We start from the raw sequence: 24,047 nt of genomic DNA, 5'->3' as shown, positions 1-24,047 counted from the left end.
CCCGGACTTCTCCATCCAGCCGCTGCTGCCGGTGTTCGCCAACCCCGCCTCGGTGGTGCTCAATACCTCCATCAATGCGCATGTGGGCACGGCCCGCTCATCGGCCTATGCGGCCACCAAGGCGGCGTAGCTGAGCATGGCCAAGACACTTTGCAGCGAACTGCTGGCGCGCGGCATCCGCCTCCTCGCGGTCGGCCCCGGCCCGGTGGAAACCCCGCTGTACGACAAGCTCGGCATCGCGGACGCGTACCGCGCCCAGCTCTGCGACTACCTCGACGTGCGCAGCAACGCGCCTGGATCGAGTTCGCCGCGCCCACCTTTGCCGACGCCTGGCAATTCCTCAATGCCAGCGACCAGGCCAGCGCCGACACCGCCAGCGCCGCCTTCCGCAGCAAGCTGCAAAAGCGCGAACAGGCCCTGGGCCAGGGCCCGTATTTCGCCGGCCCCACGTTCGGCATGGTCGATGTGGTGTTCGCCCCGCTGCTGCGCTACTTCGGCCTGCTGCCTGCGCAGGTCTGTGCACCCATCTTTGAAGGGCTGCCGCGCATCGGCGCATGGCGCGCCGCCCTGGCCGCCCGGCCCAGCGTCATCGGCGCGGTGGCGCAGGACTACGCGAGTTGCTTCCGGCAGCATCTGCACAAGCAGCGCGCTCTGCTGGCAGACGCGGTGCGTGTGCCAGCGTAAGCAGCCAACGGCCCCATGAAGGATTGGCCGCAATCGCATGCCTGCCCAACCAACTGACCCTCATTGCTACGGGCTTGCACCGTAGCAGTCAGACAGAAACAGCCGGCCTTGCGCGGGTTTTTTCATTTCAGGAAAGCGGAAATGGCAACGCCAAGGCCGCAGGTCCGAATGGACGGCTAACCCGTTTTACGGATGTCTGCGGAAGACACCGGCAAGCGGTTGAAGCTGATGGTCTTGCTGTATCTGCCGCATCGCGCGCTGTAACCAGACTTGTGCGGCCAACTTAATCGGCCTAGCGTCGCCTGGCCACCATTCGGGTGGCGAGGAGGTCACAGCATGGCGACCAACGAGAAAACCGGCCCCAAGGCGGCAAAGGCGGCTAGCAAGGTCCTGAAAAGTGGCAGCACCGGCAAGGACTCAAAAACAGCGGCCGCGTCTGCTTTAAGTCAAGCGCCGGACAAGAAAAAGAAGTAATCAAGCGAGCACTGCAATAAATAAGCGAGCGCTGCATTAAATCGGTGGAGGCGCTCGACTAAGCACGAGCGCCTCTTACCCAAGTGATTTCAGTGCGTGCAATCACGGCGGATGACACCACTGGCACAAAATGTCGGATACCCCGCTGACAAAACCCCTACATAACGGTAGGGTGCAGACTGGAACGGGGGTTTCATGCATGGGATGCAACCGGGGAAGTATCGAGTTTACTGCTGGGCGGTCATTATCATGGACGCTTGGGCTCGCTGTGGGAGTCAGCGCTTTTCTCACCACCAGTGACGGCGTGCCATGGCTGGTGTCGCAACAAAGCGGCCGAATTGCACAAGGTTTCAATTTGGGCACCAACGCAGCGGTCACATCCATCGTAAATATGATATTGGTCGTGTGTTGCCTGGCCGCGCTCGCTTTATCTGTCGGCGGGTTCCAGCGCCGGAAATTGCTGGACATGCGCAGCAGGCTAAGGGGCTTCGTAGCCAAAGCCTGGCGCCAATTCGAAACACTGGTGGGCGAAGCCGTCCGCCACCGAAGCTATGCCTTAGAAAAAACCGGCTTGGGCGGTACCCACTGTAGATCCTGCCTAAAAACGGTCGCTGATTCTGGTGCAATGCAAAAATGGTAAGAAACCGCGGCCCGGCACCAGTATTGTGATTAATGATCCGCAGCTATCGGAGATCATTCGCTCAGTTTACTCGCCGTACACGGCGTGCGGTACGCATGTTCTTCCTAATACGGAGCGCAGCGCGACCACATTTTAATCTTAAAATCCAAGGTGGGATTAAAAAATGTTGACAAAAGTTTCGCTTAGTTCAATCGCTTCTTTCAAGGAAGAAGCTTCTCTGACTACTGATAAAAAAGTAAACTTAGTTTACGGCCTAAATGGTTCCGGAAAATCAACCATTGGTAGATTTCTAAGAAATCCCCAAGATGTAATTTATAGAAAATGCTCACTCCAAGGAGCGGTGGGGGCAAAATTCATCGTTTTTAACGAAGACTTCATAAGGGAAAACTTCTTTGAATCATCAAGCGTGCCGGGAATATTTAGCCTATCAAAGAAAAATTCGGAAGCTGAAAGGATCATAGCTAACGCATCCGAGGCAATAGACGATATATCTCGGAAAATTTCAGCTGATGATCTTAGGAAAATGGAGGATCTGTCAAAAATTAAAAAGGAAAGAGAGACAGCGATAGATAAGATATTCGACATCAAGCGGAAGTACTCGGGTGGAGATAGAGTGCTGGACTACTGTTTGGAGGGTGTGCTTACAAATAAAGATAAATTGTACGACCGATTATCATCATTTAATTTTTCAGGGCGGCCGCCAGAGTACACCGTCAAAGATCTACAGGGAGAGGCCCGATTACTAAGCGCTGATTCCGAAGCTCGAGAAGAGCTGCTACCTAAGTTTGTACTCAATGTTGCGGAACTGGAAAATCATGAGGCTTTCAAAATTCCAATTTTAGGAGTGTTAACTGGCGAATTTGGCGAATTTATAAATAAGCTAAAACATTCAGACTGGGTCAGAGAGGGCGAGCGATACATCGATAAAAAAAGTGCATCTCCTTCATCATGTCCATTTTGTCAAGAAAAAACCATTGACTCAAAATTTTTAGAGAATTTAAATGCTTGTTTCGATAAGACATTTGAAAACAAAATCTCTGTTCTGAAAGATGTGAGCGTTCGTTATCGAGACGCTGTAGCAGCGATTCAAAATTACTCTGCGTTTAGAAGCAACAAGTTTTATGATCAAAGCATTGATAAAGTGCATCAAAGTATAGTTGCTGAGATTGAGAAAAATATAATTCTGATTGATAAAAAAATAGAAAACCCATCTGAAACAGTCGAGTTGTATGAAACAAGCAAATTAGCTGAAGAAATAAACATATTGGTTGGTAGTGTCAATGCGAGGGTCAGTGCATTGAATGAAAAGCTAGGGAACCGGAAAGCAGAGTTCACCAAGATCAACCAGAAATTTTGGAATTTAATGAGGTGGGAATACGACCATGGCGTCGCTCTCATTAAAGGGTTCGACGAAAAAAGAGATAAAGTGTTAGCGGCATATAATAAGAGCTCTTCTTTATTAAATTCCCAATTGGCTGAGAACTCAGAGAAAATTAGAGAGGCGCGCAAGTCGACGGTTAATATCGACGACGCAATCACTAAGATTAATGGCGAGCTGGTGAATATAGGAATAGTTGATTTCTCTTTGCAAAAACATGAGCAGCACTTGTACAGACTTGCTCGCGAAGGGCACCCGAACTGCGAATTTAAGACGCTAAGTGAAGGGGAAAAAACAATCATTGCCTTTCTGTATTTTTGCGAGCTAGTAGTGGGGATCGAATCTCCCGACGAAACAGTTAGAGATAGGATCGTTATCCTTGATGATCCAGTCTCTAGTCTTTCGCACATTTTTATTTTTAATATTGGACGTCTTATAATTCATCGGCTGTTCAAATCAAATGCAATTAAGCAAATATTTGTACTCACGCACAGCCTTTATTTTTTTTACGAGTTGACGGACATCCATAAGGAAGGCAGGGATGCCAACCAAGCTTTATTCCGGGTCACCAAAAGCGGAACTGGAAGTCAGATATCGACTATGAAATATGAGGAGCTCCAAAATGATTACCATGCATATTGGCAGATAATAAATGATCCCTCCCACCACCCTGCCTTGCTCGCTAATTGCATGAGAAACATCATTGAATACTTTTTTGGATTTGTTGAGAAAAGTAGCTTCGGAAATGTCTTTCAGAAGTCGGAGCTGTCCATCCCTAAATTCCAGGCTTTCAACAGATATATGAATCGTGAATCTCACTCTCTGGGACAAAATATATTTGATATCAAAGAGTTCGATTTTGAAATTTTCAAGGAGGGGCTGAAGGTGTTATTTACTATTTGCGGATACGAAAGCCACTATAAGAAAATGGCAAACATCAAATAGCCGCATCCTCTAATATAATTCAATATCAAAATATAAGTTGAAGCTGATTAGGGCTGATGGAAGAGAAGGCCTGCTTTATGCTTTATAAATCTGGCCGTGATGGGCATCGATAAAATAACGATAATGAGGGCAATTTGGACGCTTTAGGAAAAATTATCGGCGGCGTGGTTATGGGTTGGCTGCTCGCGCAACTCGGAGACATTTGGAAGCGTAGGCGCGAAAGAAAGGCTGATGCTGCCTACCTCGCAGCAACTGTGCTGATTCAGCTTGAACGTCTGATACATGGCTGCGCGAGCGTAGCGGGCGACGACGGAACGGCGTACGGTAGACCAGCGGGTCGTACTGATGCAGGCGAAGAATACTATTTCACGCAAACTAAAACTCCTGAACTCTCATGGGATGAAGTAAAAGTCGATTGGAAGTCGATCGACCCACTACTGATGTATACGATTCTTTCCATTCCGCTTGAGCTCGATGAGGTAAAAGACCATCTTCAGGGTGTCAATGAGTACGATGACCCGCCTTATGACCGCTATATAGCTGAGCGACAACTTCGCTTCGCGGAATTAGGAGTTTTGGTCGCTGATCTTGCTAAACAGCTCCGCCTTGCGACCGGTGTGCCCACCCGGCCAGCGAAAGAGTGGAATCCAGAATCCTACATGCGAGAGCGGCTCAAAGAGCTCCGGGACTTGGAAGAAAAGCTTGCTGCAGAAAGGCTAAAATCCTGGCCGCATATGCTACCTAGCGAAGCTCCTGTAGGAGTATCGCCGGTAGTTTGACAGCGCGAAGTCCGAGAGAATTTTCAGCAGCCAATTGAGACAACAGCGTAGCGTTCATCTAGACTCAGCTTAGTTCCTGGATCGAGTTATTTTAGGAGTTAGGCGGCAGCATGAGATATCACGATGGCTCGGAAGTAAGGCTCGGGGATGTGGTCAGCGTTCCGTCGCCGGATGGAGAAAAGCAAGCCCGTGTCGTCATGCTCGGCGACACTAAAGAGCACCTAGACATAGACCCTGGTTTCGTCAAATGGGTGTTAGGTGACGCTATCTTGGCTTCGACATCGATCTTCGTGGAGTGGCTAGCCTCAACCCCGTTTACGCATTCCGACCCACAGTTCGCGCCCGTAGGAAGCTTCATGTCGACAACGGTCGATGAGCATGTTCACTTCAAATGCCGCGCGCCCGCTTAGCAATGCATTCAGGCCAAATGTACTCCAAGGGTTGGTTTTAACTCAGGCGTGCCAGGACCTAGCGGTGGTAATTCCCATTTCGAGATGCGGACGCGTGCGCTGTGTCCGCGCGGGCATGTCGCTAGGGTGAGCTGCCCAGATCTCCAAGCACATCATCCACCTGCTCGGCCAGGTGCTGCAGGCAATGGGCCCATTGCTGCAGTGGAATTGTTGGCGTCCCCAGCGTGGCTTCGTCGCGGGTACGTGGTGTGGCCAGGGTCGCGAGCAGGCGTAGTTGGTCGCGTACGCGTAGCAGGTGGTATTGCGTGCCTTCGGACATCCAGTAGCCGGGTTCGTCGTGCATGCCGCTCTCCTTGCCGTGAGGCAGCTCCCGCTGCACAACGCAGCGGGATGCCGGGAGGCTAGAAACCGCACACAGCCGGCGGGCTTATTCCCCTTGCGGGTGTTGTATTCGCCGCCCTCCCGGCGCAAGAACGCCGAGCAGTGCCAGGCCAGATGGCCGAGCACAAAAAACCCACCAGAAATCGGAGGTGGGTACCGCTGTGTGGGGAGTTTCTAGGCTCCGGCTGGAAGTGTGCGGGTGGCGCAGGGCAGGGTCAAGTTGAGGTGACTGTCCCGATGCGGAGAAGCCGCCTACATAAAAGAATTTTCCGGCTAAGCGCAGCACTCCAATGAGTCGCTGCAACCAGTTGACACACCACCCAACGCGTAGCAATCTCGCTGCAAGGAGCCTAGAAACTCCTCACACAGCGGCACCCACCTCCGTCAGACCGGTGGGTTTTTTGTGCCTGCAGTTTCTTGCAGGCGTAAGCGGCGTGACACTTGCGTCGGAAAGCGGCGAATGCGCATCCCTTTGGGAAGAACGCCTGCCGTCTGTGTGCGGTTTCTAGCCTCCCGACATCCCGTTGCGTCGTGCGACGGGGCCTGTTCGTCAAGGAGGGCTTTGCCATGCGTCGATCCACGTCCAGTCCCAAGCCATCGCGCAAGCGCGCCACGGTGCCGCCGCCTACCGAAGTCGTCTGGCGCTCGCTGGATCCCTCGATCCAGCCGCGGCGCTACCTCGAGCGTACGCCCATCCCCGAACCCCGCGCCGAACCCCGCACACCGCGGCGGCCCGGCCGGCCGCGTGCGCCGCAGCAGTGCACCGTGGGCTATGGGTACTATCCCGACAGTCACCAGCGTATTCCCACCCTGCGCCTGCGCGGCCGCTGGCTGGAACAATTGGGCTTTGCCATCGGCAGCAAGCTGCACATCCGCCAGCGCGATGGCGAGCTGGTCATCAGCGTTGTAAACCCTCGCTGATCACGCCGCAGCGCATGCGCGCACCGCATGTGCCCGGCCCGTTGCTGGAGACGTCGCATGATGAGTGAGGGCATGACCGGCGCGTCGCGTGCAGACCGCCACGGTGTCATCGGCCAGGCGGTCGCGGCACGCACGCACGCCGCAAGCGCGGTGCCGGGTGAGCGCTACGGCAGCCGCCCGTGGCGCCACCGCAGCGCCTACGTCATGCGCGCGCTGCCGGTCCGCGCGCCCGCGGCGGGTATCTACACGCTTGGCCGCGTCACCACGCGCTGGCACGTGCGCGAGGAGCGCGCGCCGCCCAGGGAACGCTTCGACCAGGCCGTGGTGCAGCTGCAGGCCGAGCTGCTCACCTACATGCGGCGGCGCCTGCGCGACCCGCACACCGCCGCCGACCTCGCCCAGGAAACGCTGCTGCGCCTGCTGGCCTACCGCAACACGCCAGACATCCACAGCTACAAGCTGCTGCTGTACCGCATCGCCCACAACGTGGTGCTGGAGCACTGGCGCACGCGCCACCGCAGGCACGCCTCCCGCCATGTGCCGCTGGAGGGCAGCGAACCGCTCGCCGCCGCCGGCACGGCGGTGGACCAGCTGGTGGACGCCCGCCGCACCCTGCAGCACCTGCACACCCACACGCTACCCGCGCTGCCGCCCAAATGCCGCCAGGCCTTCATGCTCAACCGCTTCGACGGCCTCACCTACCCGCAAGTCGCCGCCGTCATGGGCATCTCGGTCAAGATGGTGGAAAAACACATCAGCCGCGCCCTGGCCGCCTGCCGCGCGGCGGTGGGTGAGTAACGCACTGCGCTGCGCAGGTTGGCGGTGCATCACGGCCAGTTCGATGAATTCACTGGGCGATCACACCGGCCAGCCTGACCACGAGGAGAACCGTTGTCATCCACGAGGTAGCAGAGAATTCTACCGTCTCCATCCACGGGCCATCTAAAATCGTGTCTGGATAAATCGGGCTCCGTTGACGCTGCGCTATACCTATGCTTTTATGCTCAAGCACCGTCGCAACATTATAAATAATCGACAAAGCTTTCTTACTAACAAGGAGCCGGCAATGCGTGCATGGAGAGTAATGGCAGTAGTGGGATTAGCAATCTTCTCTCACTCGGCATCGGCTGCGGGGCGGTTGAATGTTAAAATTGAACAGGCAGTTAAATCTGTTAATCGCGATAAGGCAGTAAGTAATGAGCAGGGTGAAACGGGTATACGAGTTGTTGCTACCAATCTGGGTGATCAGGACATTGAAGTCTTAGACCAGTCTTTTCCAAAGACCAATAAAAGTGGTCTTTTGATGAACAATGTTTTCCGTGTCTTGGCAGATGACGGAAGCGAAGCCCCCTATTTTGGCATCTATGTCAACATGGAAGGCGCGCCAGAAGATGTATATGTCAAAGTGGGTCAAAAGCAGAAAAAGGCGGTGGACGTAAATATTCAATTGAATTATCGTCTCAAACCAGGGGAGCATTACACGGTCAGCTTGAGAAGTCCCTCTCTTTATTTAAATAGACCTAAACAGGCTTTTAAGAACGCATCTCGGGACTCACTTCGGGCATCGTGGCTTGAAGCGTCCTCAAATGACGTTAGGATTTTTGCTGGCAAGCAGCTAGATGCTGGATTGACATCGCCGGAGAAACGTCTTCGCAAGACGATTGAGTCGGAATTCGCATCCTGTAGCGCAGCTCAGGTCCAGCATGTGGAACAAAACGTAATACCGCAATCGACCGCAATTGCTTACGAAACTCTTACTGAATACGGGCAGCAGACGAAAGTTCAGACCTTCGATGTACCTCCATATGTTGATAGGTGGTTTGAACCGACTGCGCGATTTACGACTTGGTTTGGCGTCCATGGGGATCCTGATGACTACCTTCCAGACGACCAATATAACGATAATATGGTATTCGCCACATGGTATAGATTAACCAGTGATTCAGCGAACCCTAAGCCGCCGGTTTCTATTACTTGCCAATGCGACCCAGTGGAAAATAACATTTCTCCGAATGCTTTAGCTTGGGTCTCACCTGGAATGGTATATCAAGTTAATCTATGCCCACGTTTCTTTGAGTCGCCCCTATTTCCAACGGTTTACGATGAATCTTCTCAAGTGGGAACATTTTTGCATGAAATCACGCATTTTTCAGACGAAATCGTAGACGGGACGATTGATGCCCCTTCAGGTTACACATATGCTGGAACAAAGGCGCTGGCTGGTAATCGCGATCTCGCGGTACGAAATGCTCAATCCTACAAGTTCTACTATTTAAATTTAAATTTTAATTGAATTCAATCTTAGGGAAGGTCTGAACAACGAGGCCTAAGAGTGTGGGATGTCGCGTCGTTCCGGAGAGTCGCGTTTGGATCTTTGGAGTTTCGCCATTTCCGGCGCTTTCCGTGAGAATTCCCCGGTTAAAGGCGCACGTTCCCCATAGCAGGCAGTAACTGCTTTCGCTTCATCCACAGGTTTGACAGCGCAAACGAGGTCAGCACTTGTGCGGTGTTCTCGGCCAGGCCGCGATAGCGGACCTCGGTGTAACCGAGCTGGCGCTTGATCACACCGGAATGGATGCTCCACTTTCGCGCGCGCACGCTGGCCTTGAAGTGCTCCCAACGCTGTTCCCGAGCACGCTCGCGTTTGTTGCCGATGGCTTGCATCGTCGAGGGCCTGACGGCGATGAAGAACGCAGCCTTGCACACCTGCAGTTCTTCGCGTTTGTCCGCGCCGGTGTAGCCGCTGTCGCCGAACACGCTGTCTTCTTTGCCATGCAGCAACGTGTGCATCACCGTCACATCGGCGACATTGGCCGCTGTGCAATGGACGTGGTGCACCAGCATTGCTAGGCAGAGGCGCACCGATTTTCAGCGACCTGCCCACGCTAGTGCCACTGACCTTGATCGGCTCGAAGGTCTTTCCGAGCGGGTTCATGGCGCGGACCTATCGGCCAGTGTGAGCGCGTGCCAAGGCGACTGTCGCGGGCTTTATGCCAGACCACCATGATGGGTGCCAGCGTGCTTTCAAGGTTGCTGCGCTTGCAGCGGCAGCCGCCGCGCAATGTAGTTCACCACGTTCTCCATCGTATCGGGATCGGTGTTGCTCAAACCCACCACCACGTAGCCGTTGGAGCGTAGCACTACGAATGCGGCGTTCGCGCCCAGCGCGCCGCCCTCGTGCCCATATTGTTTCTCTTCGCCCTGGCCACTGACCATGAAACCATAGCCGTACCAGTGCTTATGGTTCTGTGGCGAGGTGGCCGCTTCCAGTAATGCAGGCGACAGGATCTTGCCCGTGCGTAGCGCTTCGCCGAATTTGAGCATGTCGCCTACCGTGCTGTAGCCACCACCGGCTGCTGTTCCACGCCAGGGCAGCGACGCCGTTTCTACCTGCCAGGCACCTTCTCGTTTTGTATATGCGATGGCCCGGCCTGAGATTGACGTCGACTCCGGCTCCGACCCTGTCGATGCCATGCCTGCCACGCGGTAGATGTGTTGGTCCACATAGTCGTAATAGGACTGTCCACTGACCGCCTCGATGATCGCGCCAAGCACGATGTAGCCATAGTTGGAATAGCCGTCCTGACTGCCTGGCACCTGCTCTGGCGGCGTGGCGCCGTACCGTTTGATGTAATCGGCATGCGTTTTCAGGGTCTGCGAATAGCTGCTGAAATCGTCGCCGAAGATCTCACCCAGGCCACTGGTGTGGTTGAGCAGTTGGCGCAATGTAATGGAGCGGGCGATGGCTTGATCAGGATAATCACGGAGATAGTCGTTGATGGTGCCGTCAAGCGTTAGCTTGCCGGCATCCACCAATTGCAGAACGGCCACGGCGGTGAACATCTTGTTCAACGATGCAAGCCTGAACCGTGTTTCCGGCGTAACTGCCAGCGCGGCCGATCGATCTGCCAATCCGCCCTGCCATTGCAAGAGCAGCTTGCCGTCTTTGGCTACGACCAATGCGCCGGACAAGGTGTCAGCGGCGACCAGTGCATTCAGTCGCTGTGTTGCCATTTGCGCAAGCGCGGGAATCTGCACACGCTTGGGCCGATATTCGGCTGGTATGTCCACGCCTTCGATCTGAAAAAGGCGCACATCGGACGGATCGGTCTGATCCAGCTCAACGGTCACCAGCAGCGCGCGTTCGCTCGGCTGTACCTGCACGATCACTTCGACTTTCTTCGGGTTGCTTGATTTCACGGTCAGCACATTGAAGTTGCCCATGGAAGCATGCAGGTCGACATCGCGCTGCGCGTTGCGGTCGATCTTGTAAGTGGAAATGACTGTCCGCAACTCTTGCTTGTTGCCCTGATTGAAGGCGGTGAGCCAGCGATTGAAGATTTGCGCTGGTGTTGTGATCGGTGAGGGCGGCATGGACCAGCTCATGGCTGTCCAGAAAAGAAGTGCGGCGGCGAGTAGCGTGAGACGCTTCATCCAATTACCCTGAGGTAGCACCTATATCGGCTCGCGGATCATCACAGGAAGTGCGGCTGACTACAAAAGGCGGCGCTGATCGTGCAGGCCTCAGCTGTTGGCGGTGAGTACGTCGCTGGTCCGGGGGGCCGTGCTCATCTCAGCTGCGTCGCTAGTTTGGGCAGAACCTCACCGCTGCGCTTTGCAGTGGAACGTATAAAGGTCGGGGACGCAGACGACCGGAGATTCACTCGCCTCGCCGCGATGTCGGTAGACAGTCGAATTTATCAAACCCCCCACAAACGCCAACGCCCCGATCGTGTCGGGGCGTTGGTGCGATCTCTCGCCGAAGTGGGCCTTACCGTCTGCGCCATTGTGCGTTACCGCTGATGGCCAAACCACTGCTTCAGCGCGGCGGGCATGACGCTCGCCTGCAATGCAATCGAAGTTGACTCCTTCGATTTACTTACTTGGAGGCGTCGCGCACTTTGTCGGCGACCTGACCAGCCTTGTTCTGCACCTTGCCGACGTTCTTTTCGGCGGCACCTTCCAGCTCGGTGCTCTTGTCGCCGGTGACGCGGCCAACGGTTTCCTTGATGGAGCCCTTGACCTGCTTGGCGGTACCTTCGATACGGTTCTTGTCCACGGTGATGCCTCGTACGGTTGGGGATGTTGCGGCCCAGTCTGTACCCGCAGGACGTGAGTGCGACGTGGGCATGCCGTCATCCCCGCGTCAGCACGCACAGCTGCCGCGCGCGCAGCGCGGCCGCGGCGCACGCACGCGCCTGCACATCTTGCTGAGGCCGCTGCGTGCCACAATGCGCGCACTTTTTGCCAGGCAATGCCGTCACGTGAGCACAGCGCCCCCCGCCATCGAGCCCGTCGGTCTGGAGTTTCTTGCGGGGGGAGGCCAGATGGGCGCGTTGATGCGCGCACACGATTGGGCCGCCACGCCGCTGGGCGCGCCGGAGACCTGGCCGCAGTCGCTGCGCTCGTCGTTGTCGGTGGTGCTCAATTCCACCCTGCTCGGTGCGGTGCTGTGGGGGCCGGAGCTGCGCCTGCTCTACAACGACGTGTACGTGCAGTCGATGGGCGACCGTCATCCGCAGGCGCTGGGCCAGCCGGTGACCGAGGTGTGGAAGGAAACCTATGCACCGATCGCGCAGGCATTCGCTCGGGTGATGCAGACCGGTGAGGGCTTCGGGCAGCAAGTGATTACATTGCCGATGCTGCGCAACGGCGTCAGCGAGATGACCTACTGGAATGCCACCGCCTCGCCGATCCGCGGCGAAGACGGCAGCATCGTGGGGCTGATGAATATCGCCATCGAAACCACCGCGCAGGTGGCGGCCGATCGCAACCGCGATATCCAGCATGCGATGTTGAGCAACGAGAACACCCATCTGGTGCATGAGGTGGTCAACCGCACCAGCGAGCGCGATCGTGCGCTCGAGGCCGAAACCGTGGCGCGCCGCAATGCCGAGCGCGTGCAGCTGGCGCTGGCGGCCGGGGCGATCATCGGCACCTGGATCTGGGACCTGCCGACCGACGCGTTTTCGGTGGATGAGGCATTTGCGCAGAACTTCGGCTTCGATCCGTCCACCAGCCGTACCGGCCTGACGCTGGAGCAGGTGATCCGGACGGTGCACCCGGACGACCGTGAGGGGCTACGTGCGGCCATTGGCGAAGCCATTGCCCGCGGCGGTGCCTACGCGCACCAGTACCGGGTCAAACGGCGCGACGGAAAGTACTACTGGCTCGAAGCCAATGGCCGGGTCGAAAAAGCCGCCGATGGCACGCCGCTGCGGTTTCCCGGCGTGCTGCTCGACATCGAGGCGCGCCACGCGCTGTCGGAAGAGCGCGACCGCGCGTTGACGGCCTTGCGCGAGTTGAGCGACACGCTGGAGCAGCGGGTCACCGAGCGCACCCGCGAGCTGATGACGGTGGAAGAAGCGCTGCGCCAATCGCAGAAGATGGAAGCGGTGGGGCAGCTCACCGGCGGGCTGGCGCACGACTTCAACAACCTGTTGGCGGGCATTTCCGGCGCGTTGGAGCTGATGAGCCTGCGCATCGAGCAAGGCCGCTTCCGCGAGCTGGAGCGTTACGTGGCCACCGCGCAGGGCGCCACCACGCGCGCGGCGGCGCTGACGCACCGCTTGCTGGCGTTTGCGCGGCGGCAGACGCTGTTGCCCAAGCCGACCAACGTCAACCGGCTGGTGGTCGACATGCTGGAGCTGATCCAGCGCACGGTGGGGCCGGGCATATGTGTGGAGAACATCGCCGCGGCCGAGCTGTGGCTGGCCCTGGTGGATGCGCCGCAGCTGGAGAACGCGCTGCTCAACCTGTGCATCAACGCGCGCGATGCGATGCCCGACGACGGGCGCCTGCGCGTGCAGACCAGCAACCGCCGGATCGACCGCGAGATGGGCCAGCAGCTGGGCATGCCCGAGGGCCATTACCTGTCGCTGTGCGTGAGCGATACCGGCACCGGCATGCCGCCGGAGGTAGTGGCGCGCGCGTTCGATCCGTTCTTCACCACCAAACCGATCGGCGAAGGCACCGGCCTGGGCCTGTCGATGATCTATGGGTTTGCCAAGCAATCCGGTGGGCAGGTGCGCATCCATTCGGAAGTGGGCAAGGGCTCGACGGTGTGCATCTACCTGCCGCGGCATGCCGGTGCCGACGACAGCAGCGACAGCGGCACCGCCACGCTGGAACTTGCGCCCTCGCTGGCCGGCGAAACCGTGTTGATCGTCGACGACGAACCGTCCATCCGCCTGCTGTTCACCGAGGTGCTGGAAGAGCTGGGCTACACCGTGCTGGAAGCTGGCGACAGCGCCACCGGGCTGGGCATCCTGCAGTCGCCGGTGCGGATCGACCTGCTGATCAGCGATGTGGGCCTGCCCGGCGGCATGAACGGCCGGCAGATGGCCGATGCCGCGCGCGTCGGCCGCCCCAGGCTCAAGGTGCTGTTCATCACCGGCTTTGCCGAACACGCGCAGTTGAACGACCGTCACCTGGAGCCGGGCATGGCGGTGCTGGCCAAGCCGTTCAGCGTCAGCCTGCTGGCGGCGCGGGTCAAGGAGATGATCGCGATCGAGGTCTAGTGGTGGCGATTGTGGATTTCGATCCACACCGCTTGCGTCATGCGCGGCGCGATCGCGATCGGTGGTGGGCATCGGCCAGCATTCCCGCCACCGGCGATGGCCGTGGCGGGCAACGCAGCCGTCCGCCGGGTTCAGCGCTGGCGCTGCTGCACATAGGCCTTGACGTCGTCCAACGTGACCCGGCCGCTGTGGGTGAGATCGATCTGCTCGAAGTGCGTGGCAACGAATCCCAGGCCGTTCGCCTGTGCCTCCTGCTTGGTGATGGCCTTGTGCTGTGCCAGCGCGCCGTTGGCGCCGAGGCTGCTGGCGATGCGTTGCTGGGCCTGCGCCTCCAGCGTGTCGCCGACGCTGTCTGCGGTGGGCGGGGCGCTGGTGGGCTGGGACTTCGGACGGAATGGGCCGTCGACGCCGCCACCGTTGCTGTGACCGACGGCCGAAACGCTCTGCATGGGAAGCGATTGCGCACCGACAGCGCTAGCCAGCAAGGCGAACAGCGGCGTGCAGTAACGTAATGCTTGGAGGAATGTGGAACGGTGCATGGGATACCTCCTCGCAAGGGGCGGGCGCGGCGTGGTCATGGCGTGGTGGTGGCGGGCGTGGCCGCACGCAGGCCGCGGTTGTCAGGCCATGGTGCATCCAGCAGCGCCAGCGGCACGGCATCGGCGATCGGCGCATTGGCGTAGTACGCGGTGAGGTCGGCCTGCATCTTCGGCCGTGAGGTGTCGTCCAGATAGATCATGTGGCCGCCGGCATAGGTGAGCACGCGGATATCGGGTGTGAGATCGCGCAGGGTGCGTAGCCGCGCCAACTGTTTTTCCGTGCTGTAGAACGGCGTTACGAGGTCGTGGTAACCGCTGAGCGCAAGCACCTTGAGTGCGGGATTCAACCGCAGTGCGCCGAGCAGGTCGGGAAGCGTGTCGGGCGCGAGCCTGCCCGCGTGGCGGAAGTCCCAGGCATTGACGATGTCTTCATTGAGATACACATAGGTCGCGTTGGGCGCGCTGTAACCCAGATACGCGGGGAACTGACGGGCCACCGCGTTCGTCAACGGTTGTTCGATCAGGATATCGGACGGGTCGTTGTCGTTCTTCAGGCGTGGATCGCTGTCGGGCAGGTTCACACGGCCGTCGTAGTGGCCGATGGTGCGATCGGCCAACAACGCCGTGTTGAAGGGCTCCGGCGCGAAATAGCCCTGCAAGGCCTGCGTGCTGAGCCCGGACAGCGGCTGCCAACGCGCCAGCACCTTGGCGCCGGGCGCCACCGGTTTACCCAGCAGGTTGGGGAAACCGTACTGGCTCAGCACCCAGCTCGGTCCATAACGCTGAAACTCGTCATGCACCACGCTGACGAAGGCGCGCATCTGCAGTGCGTAGAACGCGTCGCTCGCGCTGACCTCGGTCTGCTTGTGATACGCGGCCACCGCGGCGTAGCTGGGAAAGTAGCCGCCGATGGTGTCGCCGCTGTACTTCATGCCTTTTGCATAATCGGGGTAATACATTCCGCCGGAGAACAGCGCGTCGGCGTAGTAGTTGAGGATCGACGATTGCAGGATGATGCCGGTGAGCGGCACGCCGGCCGATTCCAGCGCCAGCGCCAGCATGGTGGAGCGGGCGGTGCCATACGATTCGCCAAACAGGTACAGCGGCGCACCGGCGCGTCGATTGACCTGCAGATAGCGCTGGATGAAGTCGCCCATCACCTGCACATCCGCATCGCTGCTCCAGAAACTGGCGTTGGTCTTGGGCAGGATCGCCTGCGACAAGCCGGTGCCGGGTGGATCGATGAACACCATGTCGGTGCTGGCGATCAGGCTTTCGGCATTGTCGACCATCGGGTAGTTGGGCCAGTTGCCGAAGCTGGGGGCGGCGGTGGCCAGGCGCTTGGGTGCGAACGAGGCCAGGTGCAGCAGGGCCGCCGATGCACCGGGGCCGCCGTTGTAGAAGAACGTCACCGGCCGCGGTTTGCCTGCAGGCGCGGGCACGGTATAGGCCACATACGACATGCTGGCCTGCGGTTGGCCGGCCGCATCCTTGGCGATCAGATGACCGGTGCGCACGCTGTAGGCCAGCGTCTGTCGCGTGCCACGCCACACGTAGTGCATCAGCGCGGAGCGCTCGTTGGCGGTGGCGGCGTCCAGGCCTGCCTCGGGCCTGGACGAATAGGCGATACGGTCGATGTATGGCGCGTTGCGGGCAGCCGAGGGCAGCGTCTGCTGGGCGCTGGCGATGGGTGGGACAACCAGAAGCAGTCCAAACAGCAAGAGCAGTGGGTGTCGTGCGATACCGGCGTTGCGCTGGGCCATGGTGCACCTGTGTCGAATGGGATGCGCTGCGTGTGCGGTGACGACGGCACAGGCCTGGCCGCACGACGCCACTGCGGGCGTGCACTGCGATGTGCGTGCAATCGTGAGGTGTCGACGCAGCAAGCGGGTCAGACCAGCGCGCAGTGTTGAGCACGCAGCCGACCGGCCAGACACCGGCAGGCGAAGCCAGCACACCTTCTACGAAGCGGTCAGCGCGATGTCCCGCGTCGGTGTGCGGAGTTGTGACGGATTCGACTGCGCTGCCGTTGCGCGTGGCCGGCATGGTGCAGGCGCGGCAGAACGACCGGCTTCGGGCACTGCGGCCTCGGCCGTCATCGGTGCAAGGCGCGACCTGCGCGCAAGCTGTAGCGTGCCGGCGCCGGCCGCGCTGGCGGGTGGATCGCCCACTGCAGTGCACGCGTGCTTGAGGACGGCGGTAGGGCTGCCGGATTCAGTCCACGCTGGAGGCGACCAGGCGTTGCCAGAGCGCGGCGTTGGCCTCGTGGTCCGGTTCCAGCGTGGATAACACGTCCAGGGCATGCGCCTGATGCTCGGCGCCATGACGGGCGAGCATGGACAGGGCGGCGGCCAGCCTGCCGTAGCGCAGTGCGCAGCCAAGCGGGGAGGCCAGCAGGGTGGCGTCGTGGTCGTGGCGTTGTTCGTCCAGCGCGGTGCTCAGCAGCATGGGCAGCTCCCAGGTGCCGGCAATGGTCTTGGCCACACTGGCGGTATGGCGCTCGACCAGCGCGGCGGCCACTTCCAGGCTGTACGGCACGCCGGGGCGCTCGGCATAGGTATCGCGCAGCACGCGCAGGATCACCACTGCGCCCAGGCCCTGCAGCAGGCCGGCCAGCTGCGCGGCCAGGGTGTCGCCGGCGCGCTCGCGCATGTAGGCAGCCGCGGCGGTGGCGGTACGCAGCGCGTAGTCCCACACGGCGGCCGGCAGCCGCGCGTACAGGCCGCCCTCCAGGCTCAGCACCGGTTGCATGACGGCGGCGGCGACGATCTGGCGCACGCCCTCGGTGCCGATATGCGCCACTGCCCGCTCCAGGCTTTCCAGCGGGCCGCCCTGCGGGCGGTACAGCGCGCTGTTGGCGATGCGCAACAGGTTGGCGGCCAGCGCCGGATCCTGCGCGATGATCGCGGCGATGCCGCGGCCGGAGGCGTCCGGGTCGTTGACCGCGCGCATCAGCTGCGGCAACAACTGCGGGCGGCGCGGCAACAGCTGCGGGCGCAGATCCACGTGATCGAGCGCGTTGCCGACCGCAGCCAGCACCGCGGCCTGGGCCGGGTCGGTCGGCAGGTGGCCTTCGGCCAGCGACGGGGTGTCCATCACCGCGGCATACATGCGGCGCAGCAGCGGCTGCATCGGTGGTGGCCCGGACGGCAACGGGTGTGGTGCAGCAGCGGCGGTATGCGCTTGTGCCTGCTGGTGCGACTGCGTGTGCACAGCCGCCGGCTCCGGGACGCGCGCCGCTGGTGCGGCATGCGCACCGGAGCCGGCGGCGGCAGACGTGGCAGGTGCGCCGGTCGTTTGCGCACGATGGCGCAGCAGCAGCCAGGCAACGACACCGGCGAGTATCAAGCCGGCAAGGAGTCCGGCAGCAAGCAGCAACACAATCACGGAGGTCCAGGAGTCGTCTGATCGGTGCAGCGACTATCCGCGAAGCCGGTGTTGACGGCAATGCAGGCGTGCGGCGCGGCGCTGCCGGCCAAACCCGCCCGTCAACCCCGGGCACCGACAACGACGTGCTGCACTGCGGCGACGAGCGGCGTGTCTTCAAGTTGACCAATGCGCTGCACGTGGCGCTAACGCAGGGGACTGCACTATGCGTCACCAGCTGTGCAGCCCTAGAGCATCTAGGCAGCTTAAAGGGTGCAGGCATCCGCAGTTGGACCACTTTCGATCGACAGACACCGCGCATCGCGCGGTGTCTTCGTTTGTGGATGGCGATGGGCACGCGTGCTGTGGCGTGGGCGGCGGCATCGCAGTGCGACCGCGCTATAGCGTGCCCTGCTTCCACAGCCGCACGATCGCGGCCGGCGCATGTTCTTCGGGGATGCGCAGCGGTTCGCTGGCACCGTCCCAGGCGATGCTGAAATAACGGCGGTCGCCACCACCGGCCTGCGGGCGCGGCAAGGCATGCACCAGGCACTGGTCCAGCAGGGTGCGCAGCTGCAGGCGCTGCGCATCGTCCAGGTCGTCCATCACCAGCTGCCGTTCGCGCCGCATGGCGGGGAAGGCGGCCACCCCGCCTTCGCGCGCCAGCCGCAAGGTCACGCCTGCCTCCACCGGCGGACGCTGTGCACTCATGCGAGCACGCCTACGTCGCGCCAGGCCTGTTGCACCGCGGTTGCCTCGGCACTGCCGGTGCCGTAGTCCGTACCGGCGATGCTGACGGTGAGCGCGGCAAAGGTGGCGAAGTCCGCACTGGCGGCCAGCTCGCCGCCGGTGAGCGCGCGGTACCAGATGCGGCCGGTCTTCTCCCAGGCGTAGCCACCGATCGCCACGGCCGCGCGATAGAACGCGTGGTTGGGAATGCCGGAGTTGTAATGCACGCCGCCATCGTCCTCCTGCGTGTCGACATAGCCGGCCATGCTGGCCGGTTGCGGATCCTTGCCCAGGGCCGGGTCGTCGTACGCCGTGCCGGGCGCCTGCATGGAGCGCAGGCCCACGCCGTTGATGCCGGGCATCAACAAGCCGGCACCGATGATCCAGTCCGCTTCGCCTGCCTGCTGCCGCAACGTGTACTGCTTGATCAACACGCCGAACACATCCGACATCGACTCGTTCAGGGCACCGGACTGGCCCTGGTAGATCAGGTTGGCGGTGCGCTCGGTCACGCCGTGGGTCAGCTCGTGGCCCACCACGTCGATGGCGATGGTGAAGCGGTTGAAGACCTCGCCATCGCCATCGCCGAACACCATCTGCTCGCCGTTCCAGAAGGCGTTGTCGTAGCCGCGCTCGTAGTGCACGGTGCCGAGCAACGGCATGCCGTCGCCGTCGATGGAATTGCGCGCGTACACCGTCTGGAAGAAGTCGTGCGTGGCGCCGAGATAATCGTAGGCCTCGGTCACTGCCACATCGTCGGTGGCGGCGGCGCCCTCGGCGCGGACCAGGGTGCCGGGCAGCGCGGTGCCTTGCTGCGCGTCGTAGATCTGCCGCTGCACCGCCTGCGCGGTGGATGTGCCTGCAGCATCGGCGGCCAGCGTCCGGGCGCGTGCGAGCAGGCCGAGCGCGCGCTGCTGCCGCAGCTGCGCGGTGATCTGCCGCGACGACCGCGCGCACTGACGCGCACGCTCGGGGGCCGCCTGGGCCACATGGTCCAGCAGGTACGGCGGCAGGATGCCGGCACGGCGTGGCGTGACAAATGCAGACATGAGCGACCTCCACAATGGGCTGCGTCCCCGACTATGCCGAGGCTGCCTTTAGGAATTTGTTAGACCGGCCCACTGTGCGCTCCGCGCACGCATTGCGATAGGCCTGGCGTTCATTCCAGCGACGACACGGCCTGCTGGATCGGCATCTGCCCGTCGATGAAACCCACCGTCTTGCCGATGGTGGCCGGCGTGGCCAATGCCGCTGCAATGACCTGTGCCACGTTGGCACGCGACACGCCGCCGTCGGCATCGCTGCCCGGGTCGCGGGTGATGCGGCCGGTTGGCGGCTCTTGCGTGAGGCGCCCCGGCCCCAGCACGGTCCAGTCCAGCGTGGTGTTGCGCAGGTGCGCATCGGCCGCGGCCTTGGCCTGCGCGTAGGCGAAGAATGCATCGTCCGGGCCGATGCCGTGTTCCAGCCCGGCACCGAGATAGGACACCATCACGTAGCGGCGCACGCGTGCCTGCTCGGCGGCATGCATCGAGCGGATCGCCGCATCGCGGTCCACCGCGTAGGTGCGCGCCGCATCGCCGCCCCCGGCGCCGGCCGACCACACCACCGCATCGTGGCCGGCCAGTTGCGCGGCGATCGCGGCGGTGTCGGCATGTTCGATATCGAACAGCTGCGGGGTGGCGCCGTCGGCAATCACATCGTCTGCGTGCGCAGGATTGCGAAACAGCGCGGTTACCGAATGCCCGCCACGCACCAGCAAGGGCGTGAGCAGGCGTGCGACCTTGCCATGGCCGCCGATCAACACGATACGAGACATCCCCACCTCCAAGACGGCGCGCCGTGGCGGCGCGGACTGCACGCATCCTCGCCAACAGGGCGCTAAGGCAGCGTTATCGGACGCGCAGGCGCATGGCCAAACGTTGCTTCCCGGCATGCGGTGCGTGGATGTCCGGATGCGATGGGTTTGTGACGCACGCAGTGCAGCGTGATCGCGATCGCCCTGCGCATTACGCGACAACCCGCAGGCGATGCACTGCATCGATCAAGCGGCATCGAGCAGCGGCGCCGGCATCGTCGGCCGTCGCTACCGGCGTACAAGGCGCAGATGCAACGCGGATCGTCGTCCATGCTCCATTCGGTCAGCCCGTTGCCGATCACCGGGATGGCGCCTATCTGCCGCACATCTGGGACACTACGGCGCCACACCTTCGGGATGCCCATGTCCAGCGCAATCGATACCGACCTTCGTCCACGCGTTGGATGCGGCGCGTTCATTCGCCGCGCCGATGGCCGCCTGCTGCTGGTGCAGCGCGGGCGTGCGCCCGAGCAAGGTCATTGGGGCCTGCCCGGCGGCAAGGTGGACTGGATGGAAACGGTGGAACACGCGGTGGTGCGCGAAGTGCTGGAAGAAACCGGCCTGCACGTGCAACTGCAGGCTGTGCTGTGCATCGTCAGCTACTTCGAGCCGGACCTGACGCCGCCGCAGCATTGGGTCGCGCCGGTGTATCTGGCCGCGATCCAGGGCAGCGAGCACGCCGTGCGGCGCGAGCCCGAAGCGATTGCCGACATCGGCTGGTTCGCGCTGGACGCGCTGCCGTCGCCGCTGACCACCTCTACGTTGCAGGCGTTGCAGCACCTGCCAACTGCGGCGTCGTCACCTGCCGCCTGAGTGCGATGCATCAATGCTGCTGGACTAGGTGCCGGCGGCGATGCACCGCCCCGTGTCGGTGCTGATGCTTGCGGGACCGCGATGTTCGCGCGGATGCACAGCGACACATGCGCTGCCTGCGATGCCGACCGCTTGCGTACGCTTGATGCGATGGCCTGATTGCACGCTGCGGTGTGCGTAGTTGCAGCATTTGCGTTACATCGCGTCGTTACATGCAACGCGCGTGTCTGCACGACTTCCTGCACATCATCTGCGCCGTCCGCTGGCGCTATCCTCGCCGGTTCGACTTGCCTGGGAGGGCACTGCATGACACGTCATTGGTTGAACAAAACGCTAGCGCTCACGTTGGCCTGCACCGCGTGCAGCATGCACGCAACCGCCGCCGAGCCGGCAACACCGGCCACCGCATCCGCCCCCGATGGCATCCGTCATGTGCCCGCATTCGACCTGCCGGTGTCGGAGTATCTGAGCCCGGCTGCGCGTGCGCATGTGGCTGCCGGGGTGGCCCGCGTCGATCCGCTGGACAAGGCCGACAACGCCACCTTGCTCAAGCAATTGCCAAGCATCCGCGCCGACACCGAGCGTTGGGCCGAAGGCGTGATTGCGCAGCTGCGCACGCGCTACGCGGTGGAGATCACGCCCGAGACCTGGAACGGCGTGCCGGTGCTGCGGGTGGAGCCGCGCACGCGCACGCCCGAGCAGGCCAGGCGCCTGTTGATCGAACTGCATGGCGGTAGCTTCGTGATGGGCAGCGCGGCCTCGTTCGGGTTGATGGAAGCCATTCCGCTGGCGGCGATGACCGGCATGACCGTGGTCGCGGTGGATTACCGGATGGGGCCCGAGCACCATTTCCCGGCTGCCAGCGAGGACGTGGCGGCGGTGTATCGCGCCGCGCTCAAGACCTATGCGCCAGAGCGCATCGGCCTGTTCGGCTGTTCGGCCGGCGGCGTGCTCACCGGTGAATCGCTGGCGTGGTTCGCCAAGGAGACGTTGCCGATGCCGGCGGCGGCCGGGCTGTTCTGCGCCGCAGGCGATGCGCGCTACCGCGGCGATTCGCGCATCGTGGTGGCGGCAGTCAACGATGCCTTGTTGCCGGACAAGGCCGGTGCGTTGCCGATCTGGGAAGACCTGTACTACGGCGACAACGTGGACTTCCACGATCCGCTGGTGTCGCCGGTATTTTCCGATGCGGTGCTGCGGCAGTTCCCGCCGACGCTGTTTCTGACCGCCACGCGCGCGGCCGAGCTGAGCAATGCCGCGTACACGCATGCGCGCCTGGTGGATCTGGGCCGTGAATCGGATCTGCATGTGTGGGATGGGCTGGGGCACGCCTTCCACCTCACCAGCGCACTGCCGGAGAGCCAGCAGGCGCTGCGGGTGGCCGCGCGTTTCTTCAGCAAGCACCTGGGCCTGCCGCCGCCGCCGCTGGCTGCACCACGCTAACGCCACGCTGACACCGGCTAGGCGCGGCGCTTACATCCTCTGACCTAGGTTGAGGCCGACTGGCGTTGCACATGCAACGCCGCTGTTGATCAGGAGAATCGAATGAGTCTGCAAATTCCTCAGGGTGCGTTGGTGGTGGTGGCCGATGGCGGTGAAGCGCGCTGGTTCACCAACACCGGTAACGAAGCCAAGGTGGTGCTGCGCCAGCACGCGCGCACCGACGTGCAGAACGTCGACGACGATGGCCCGGCCGGCAAGGCGCCGCAGGATCTCAGCGAGGCGGACATGGACGAAATGACCTTTGCCAAGCAGCTGTCGCATGCATTGAACGATGGTGCGCTGAAGCACGAGTACACGCATCTGGTGCTGGTGGCCGACCCGACCACGCTGGGCCGCGTTCGCCCGTTGCTGCACAAGGAAACGCAACAACGCCTGGTCGGCGATCTGGCCAAGGATCTGACCAACCTGCCGCTGGAAGAGATCCAGCGCGCATTGTCGTAAGCACAACGGAGCGGTCAGACGATGGGGTTTGTTCGCGACTACGCCACCCAGGCGCCCGAACGTAGCGATGTGGATGCACAGGCCGGTCTGCAGGTGCTGGAGTTCGGTACCGACTGGTGCGGCCACTGCATCGCCGCCCAGCCGCTGTTGCAGAAATTGCTGGGTGGCGTTGCGGCGCTCGACTACCGCAAGGTCGAAGATGGAAAAGGGCGGCCCTTGGGCCGCTCTTTTCGTGTCAAGTTGTGGCCGACCATCATCCTGCTGCGCGACGGTGTGGAAGTTGCGCGCGCAGTGCGCCCGCAGACGCGCGAGGATCTGCAACCGCTGCTGTCGCAGCTGGGTGAGGAACTGGTGTGAGCATGCACCGCACCTGATCGATGGCGCGCAAGGCGGCAGGCAAATGTGCGGTGCACCGAGGGCGCGATGTGCGCGCCGAATGCTCCACATGCCTTGAAACAAGCGGTTTTTCGCAGTGCCGCCGTATCGCGGCTGCAGCGATCTGCGCGCTGTAGTAACATAACGGGCTGATCAAGCCCTTGGGCATTGCCCATCCCTTGGTTGTCTGTCCCGCAGCGTCGCTGAGTCCACGCGGCCGTCCGGGAATGCCTCCGGCGTCATCTCGGTGCATGTGCCATTGCCATGCCTGCCTGATGCGCCGTGTCCTGTGCG

At 61.1% G+C, this 24,047-nt stretch carries 22 protein-coding genes; 12 read left to right on the top strand and 10 right to left on the bottom strand.

What is annotated here, in order from left to right:
* Positions 1–150 precede the first annotated feature (150 nt).
* The 4 genes from XaplCFBP3123_RS18265 (at position 151) to XaplCFBP3123_RS21300 (ending at position 4,900) form a co-directional block, all read left to right on the top strand.
* Complete coding sequence (locus XaplCFBP3123_RS18265; RefSeq protein ID WP_104535320.1) at positions 151–684, top strand: glutathione S-transferase family protein; 534 nt, start codon at positions 151–153, stop codon at positions 682–684.
* A 336-nt stretch (positions 685–1,020) separates the two neighbouring features.
* Entirely contained in the window at positions 1,021–1,158 is a 138-nt protein-coding gene (locus tag XaplCFBP3123_RS21560; protein ID WP_172453360.1) for a hypothetical protein, read from the top strand.
* A gap of 803 nt (positions 1,159–1,961) precedes the next feature.
* Positions 1,962–4,121 carry an AAA family ATPase gene (locus tag XaplCFBP3123_RS18260; RefSeq protein ID WP_104535319.1) on the top strand — a complete coding sequence of 720 codons (2,160 nt, stop codon included), beginning with the start codon at positions 1,962–1,964 and terminating at the stop codon, positions 4,119–4,121.
* A gap of 134 nt (positions 4,122–4,255) precedes the next feature.
* Positions 4,256–4,900, top strand: a complete 645-nt coding sequence (locus XaplCFBP3123_RS21300; protein WP_146091386.1) for a hypothetical protein — start codon at positions 4,256–4,258, stop codon at positions 4,898–4,900.
* Between the two features lie 531 nt (positions 4,901–5,431).
* Here XaplCFBP3123_RS21300 and XaplCFBP3123_RS18250 read toward each other — a convergent pair.
* The gene (locus XaplCFBP3123_RS18250; RefSeq protein WP_172453359.1) at positions 5,432–5,653 is read right to left on the bottom strand and encodes an XAC0095 family protein; all 222 of its coding nucleotides are present in this window, start codon (positions 5,651–5,653) and stop codon (positions 5,432–5,434) included.
* A 605-nt stretch (positions 5,654–6,258) separates the two neighbouring features.
* On the opposite strand from XaplCFBP3123_RS18250, the gene XaplCFBP3123_RS18245 reads away from it, so the two are divergent.
* The 3 genes from XaplCFBP3123_RS18245 (at position 6,259) to XaplCFBP3123_RS18230 (ending at position 8,905) form a co-directional block, all read left to right on the top strand.
* Positions 6,259–6,612 (top strand): SymE family type I addiction module toxin, encoded by a 354-nt coding sequence (locus XaplCFBP3123_RS18245; RefSeq protein ID WP_104535411.1) that lies wholly within the window; start codon positions 6,259–6,261, stop codon positions 6,610–6,612.
* Positions 6,613–6,672: 60 nt separating this feature from the next.
* Positions 6,673–7,410 (top strand): RNA polymerase sigma factor, encoded by a 738-nt coding sequence (locus XaplCFBP3123_RS18240; protein WP_253254250.1) that lies wholly within the window; start codon positions 6,673–6,675, stop codon positions 7,408–7,410.
* A 175-nt stretch (positions 7,411–7,585) separates the two neighbouring features.
* Positions 7,586–8,905 (top strand): M35 family metallo-endopeptidase, encoded by a 1,320-nt coding sequence (locus XaplCFBP3123_RS18230; RefSeq protein WP_146091385.1) that lies wholly within the window; start codon positions 7,586–7,588, stop codon positions 8,903–8,905.
* Positions 8,906–9,030: 125 nt separating this feature from the next.
* On the opposite strand, the gene XaplCFBP3123_RS18225 is transcribed toward XaplCFBP3123_RS18230, so the two are convergent.
* The 3 genes from XaplCFBP3123_RS18225 to XaplCFBP3123_RS18210 form a co-directional block, all read right to left on the bottom strand.
* The gene (locus XaplCFBP3123_RS18225) at positions 9,031–9,402 is read right to left on the bottom strand and encodes a transposase (protein ID WP_429001640.1); all 372 of its coding nucleotides are present in this window, start codon (positions 9,400–9,402) and stop codon (positions 9,031–9,033) included.
* A 234-nt stretch (positions 9,403–9,636) separates the two neighbouring features.
* Positions 9,637–11,046, bottom strand: coding sequence for a serine hydrolase domain-containing protein (locus tag XaplCFBP3123_RS18215; RefSeq protein ID WP_104535313.1), 1,410 nt, complete (start codon positions 11,044–11,046; stop codon positions 9,637–9,639).
* A gap of 445 nt (positions 11,047–11,491) precedes the next feature.
* Positions 11,492–11,671 (bottom strand): CsbD family protein, encoded by a 180-nt coding sequence (locus tag XaplCFBP3123_RS18210; protein WP_104535312.1) that lies wholly within the window; start codon positions 11,669–11,671, stop codon positions 11,492–11,494.
* 205 nt (positions 11,672–11,876) lie between these two features.
* Between XaplCFBP3123_RS18210 and XaplCFBP3123_RS18205 the strand changes: the two genes are divergently transcribed.
* Positions 11,877–14,132 (top strand): ATP-binding protein, encoded by a 2,256-nt coding sequence (locus tag XaplCFBP3123_RS18205; protein WP_104535410.1) that lies wholly within the window; start codon positions 11,877–11,879, stop codon positions 14,130–14,132.
* 131 nt (positions 14,133–14,263) lie between these two features.
* On the opposite strand, the gene XaplCFBP3123_RS18200 is transcribed toward XaplCFBP3123_RS18205, so the two are convergent.
* The 6 genes from XaplCFBP3123_RS18200 to XaplCFBP3123_RS18175 all read right to left on the bottom strand — a co-directional run bounded on the left by XaplCFBP3123_RS18200 (position 14,264) and on the right by XaplCFBP3123_RS18175 (position 20,582).
* Entirely contained in the window at positions 14,264–14,671 is a 408-nt protein-coding gene (locus tag XaplCFBP3123_RS18200) for a 2-oxoglutarate dehydrogenase (RefSeq protein WP_104535311.1), read from the bottom strand.
* A gap of 35 nt (positions 14,672–14,706) precedes the next feature.
* Positions 14,707–16,434, bottom strand: coding sequence for a S10 family serine carboxypeptidase-like protein (locus XaplCFBP3123_RS18195; RefSeq protein WP_104535310.1), 1,728 nt, complete (start codon positions 16,432–16,434; stop codon positions 14,707–14,709).
* A 451-nt stretch (positions 16,435–16,885) separates the two neighbouring features.
* On the bottom strand, positions 16,886–18,058 hold the full coding sequence (locus XaplCFBP3123_RS18190; protein WP_104535309.1) for an HDOD domain-containing protein: 1,173 nt from the start codon (positions 18,056–18,058) through the stop codon (positions 16,886–16,888).
* Between the two features lie 378 nt (positions 18,059–18,436).
* Complete coding sequence (locus XaplCFBP3123_RS18185) at positions 18,437–18,748, bottom strand: protealysin inhibitor emfourin (protein ID WP_104535308.1); 312 nt, start codon at positions 18,746–18,748, stop codon at positions 18,437–18,439.
* Entirely contained in the window at positions 18,745–19,815 is a 1,071-nt protein-coding gene (locus XaplCFBP3123_RS18180) for a M4 family metallopeptidase (protein WP_104535307.1), read from the bottom strand. Before XaplCFBP3123_RS18180 ends, XaplCFBP3123_RS18185 begins: the two co-directional genes overlap by 4 nt.
* Before the next feature lie 110 nt (positions 19,816–19,925).
* A complete protein-coding gene (locus XaplCFBP3123_RS18175; RefSeq protein ID WP_104535306.1) occupies positions 19,926–20,582 on the bottom strand; it encodes an SDR family oxidoreductase in 657 nt (218 codons plus the stop codon).
* Between the two features lie 396 nt (positions 20,583–20,978).
* Here XaplCFBP3123_RS18175 and XaplCFBP3123_RS18170 point away from each other — a divergent pair, with 396 nt between their 5' ends.
* From XaplCFBP3123_RS18170 to XaplCFBP3123_RS18155, 4 genes are all read left to right on the top strand, one after another.
* On the top strand, positions 20,979–21,434 hold the full coding sequence (locus XaplCFBP3123_RS18170) for an NUDIX hydrolase (RefSeq protein WP_104535305.1): 456 nt from the start codon (positions 20,979–20,981) through the stop codon (positions 21,432–21,434).
* Positions 21,435–21,800: 366 nt separating this feature from the next.
* Complete coding sequence (locus tag XaplCFBP3123_RS18165) at positions 21,801–22,877, top strand: alpha/beta hydrolase (RefSeq protein ID WP_253254249.1); 1,077 nt, start codon at positions 21,801–21,803, stop codon at positions 22,875–22,877.
* A gap of 102 nt (positions 22,878–22,979) precedes the next feature.
* Positions 22,980–23,378 carry a host attachment family protein gene (locus tag XaplCFBP3123_RS18160; protein WP_016902952.1) on the top strand — a complete coding sequence of 133 codons (399 nt, stop codon included), beginning with the start codon at positions 22,980–22,982 and terminating at the stop codon, positions 23,376–23,378.
* 21 nt (positions 23,379–23,399) lie between these two features.
* Positions 23,400–23,735 carry a thioredoxin family protein gene (locus XaplCFBP3123_RS18155; RefSeq protein WP_016902953.1) on the top strand — a complete coding sequence of 112 codons (336 nt, stop codon included), beginning with the start codon at positions 23,400–23,402 and terminating at the stop codon, positions 23,733–23,735.
* Positions 23,736–24,047 lie beyond the last annotated feature (312 nt).

This window comes from Xanthomonas arboricola pv. populi (genome assembly GCF_002939945.1).
Taxonomy (GTDB): Bacteria; Pseudomonadota; Gammaproteobacteria; order Xanthomonadales; family Xanthomonadaceae; genus Xanthomonas; species Xanthomonas arboricola_A.
The sequence above is the reverse complement of the archived record's forward strand: the minus strand, read 5'-3'. Positions and strand labels throughout refer to the sequence as shown.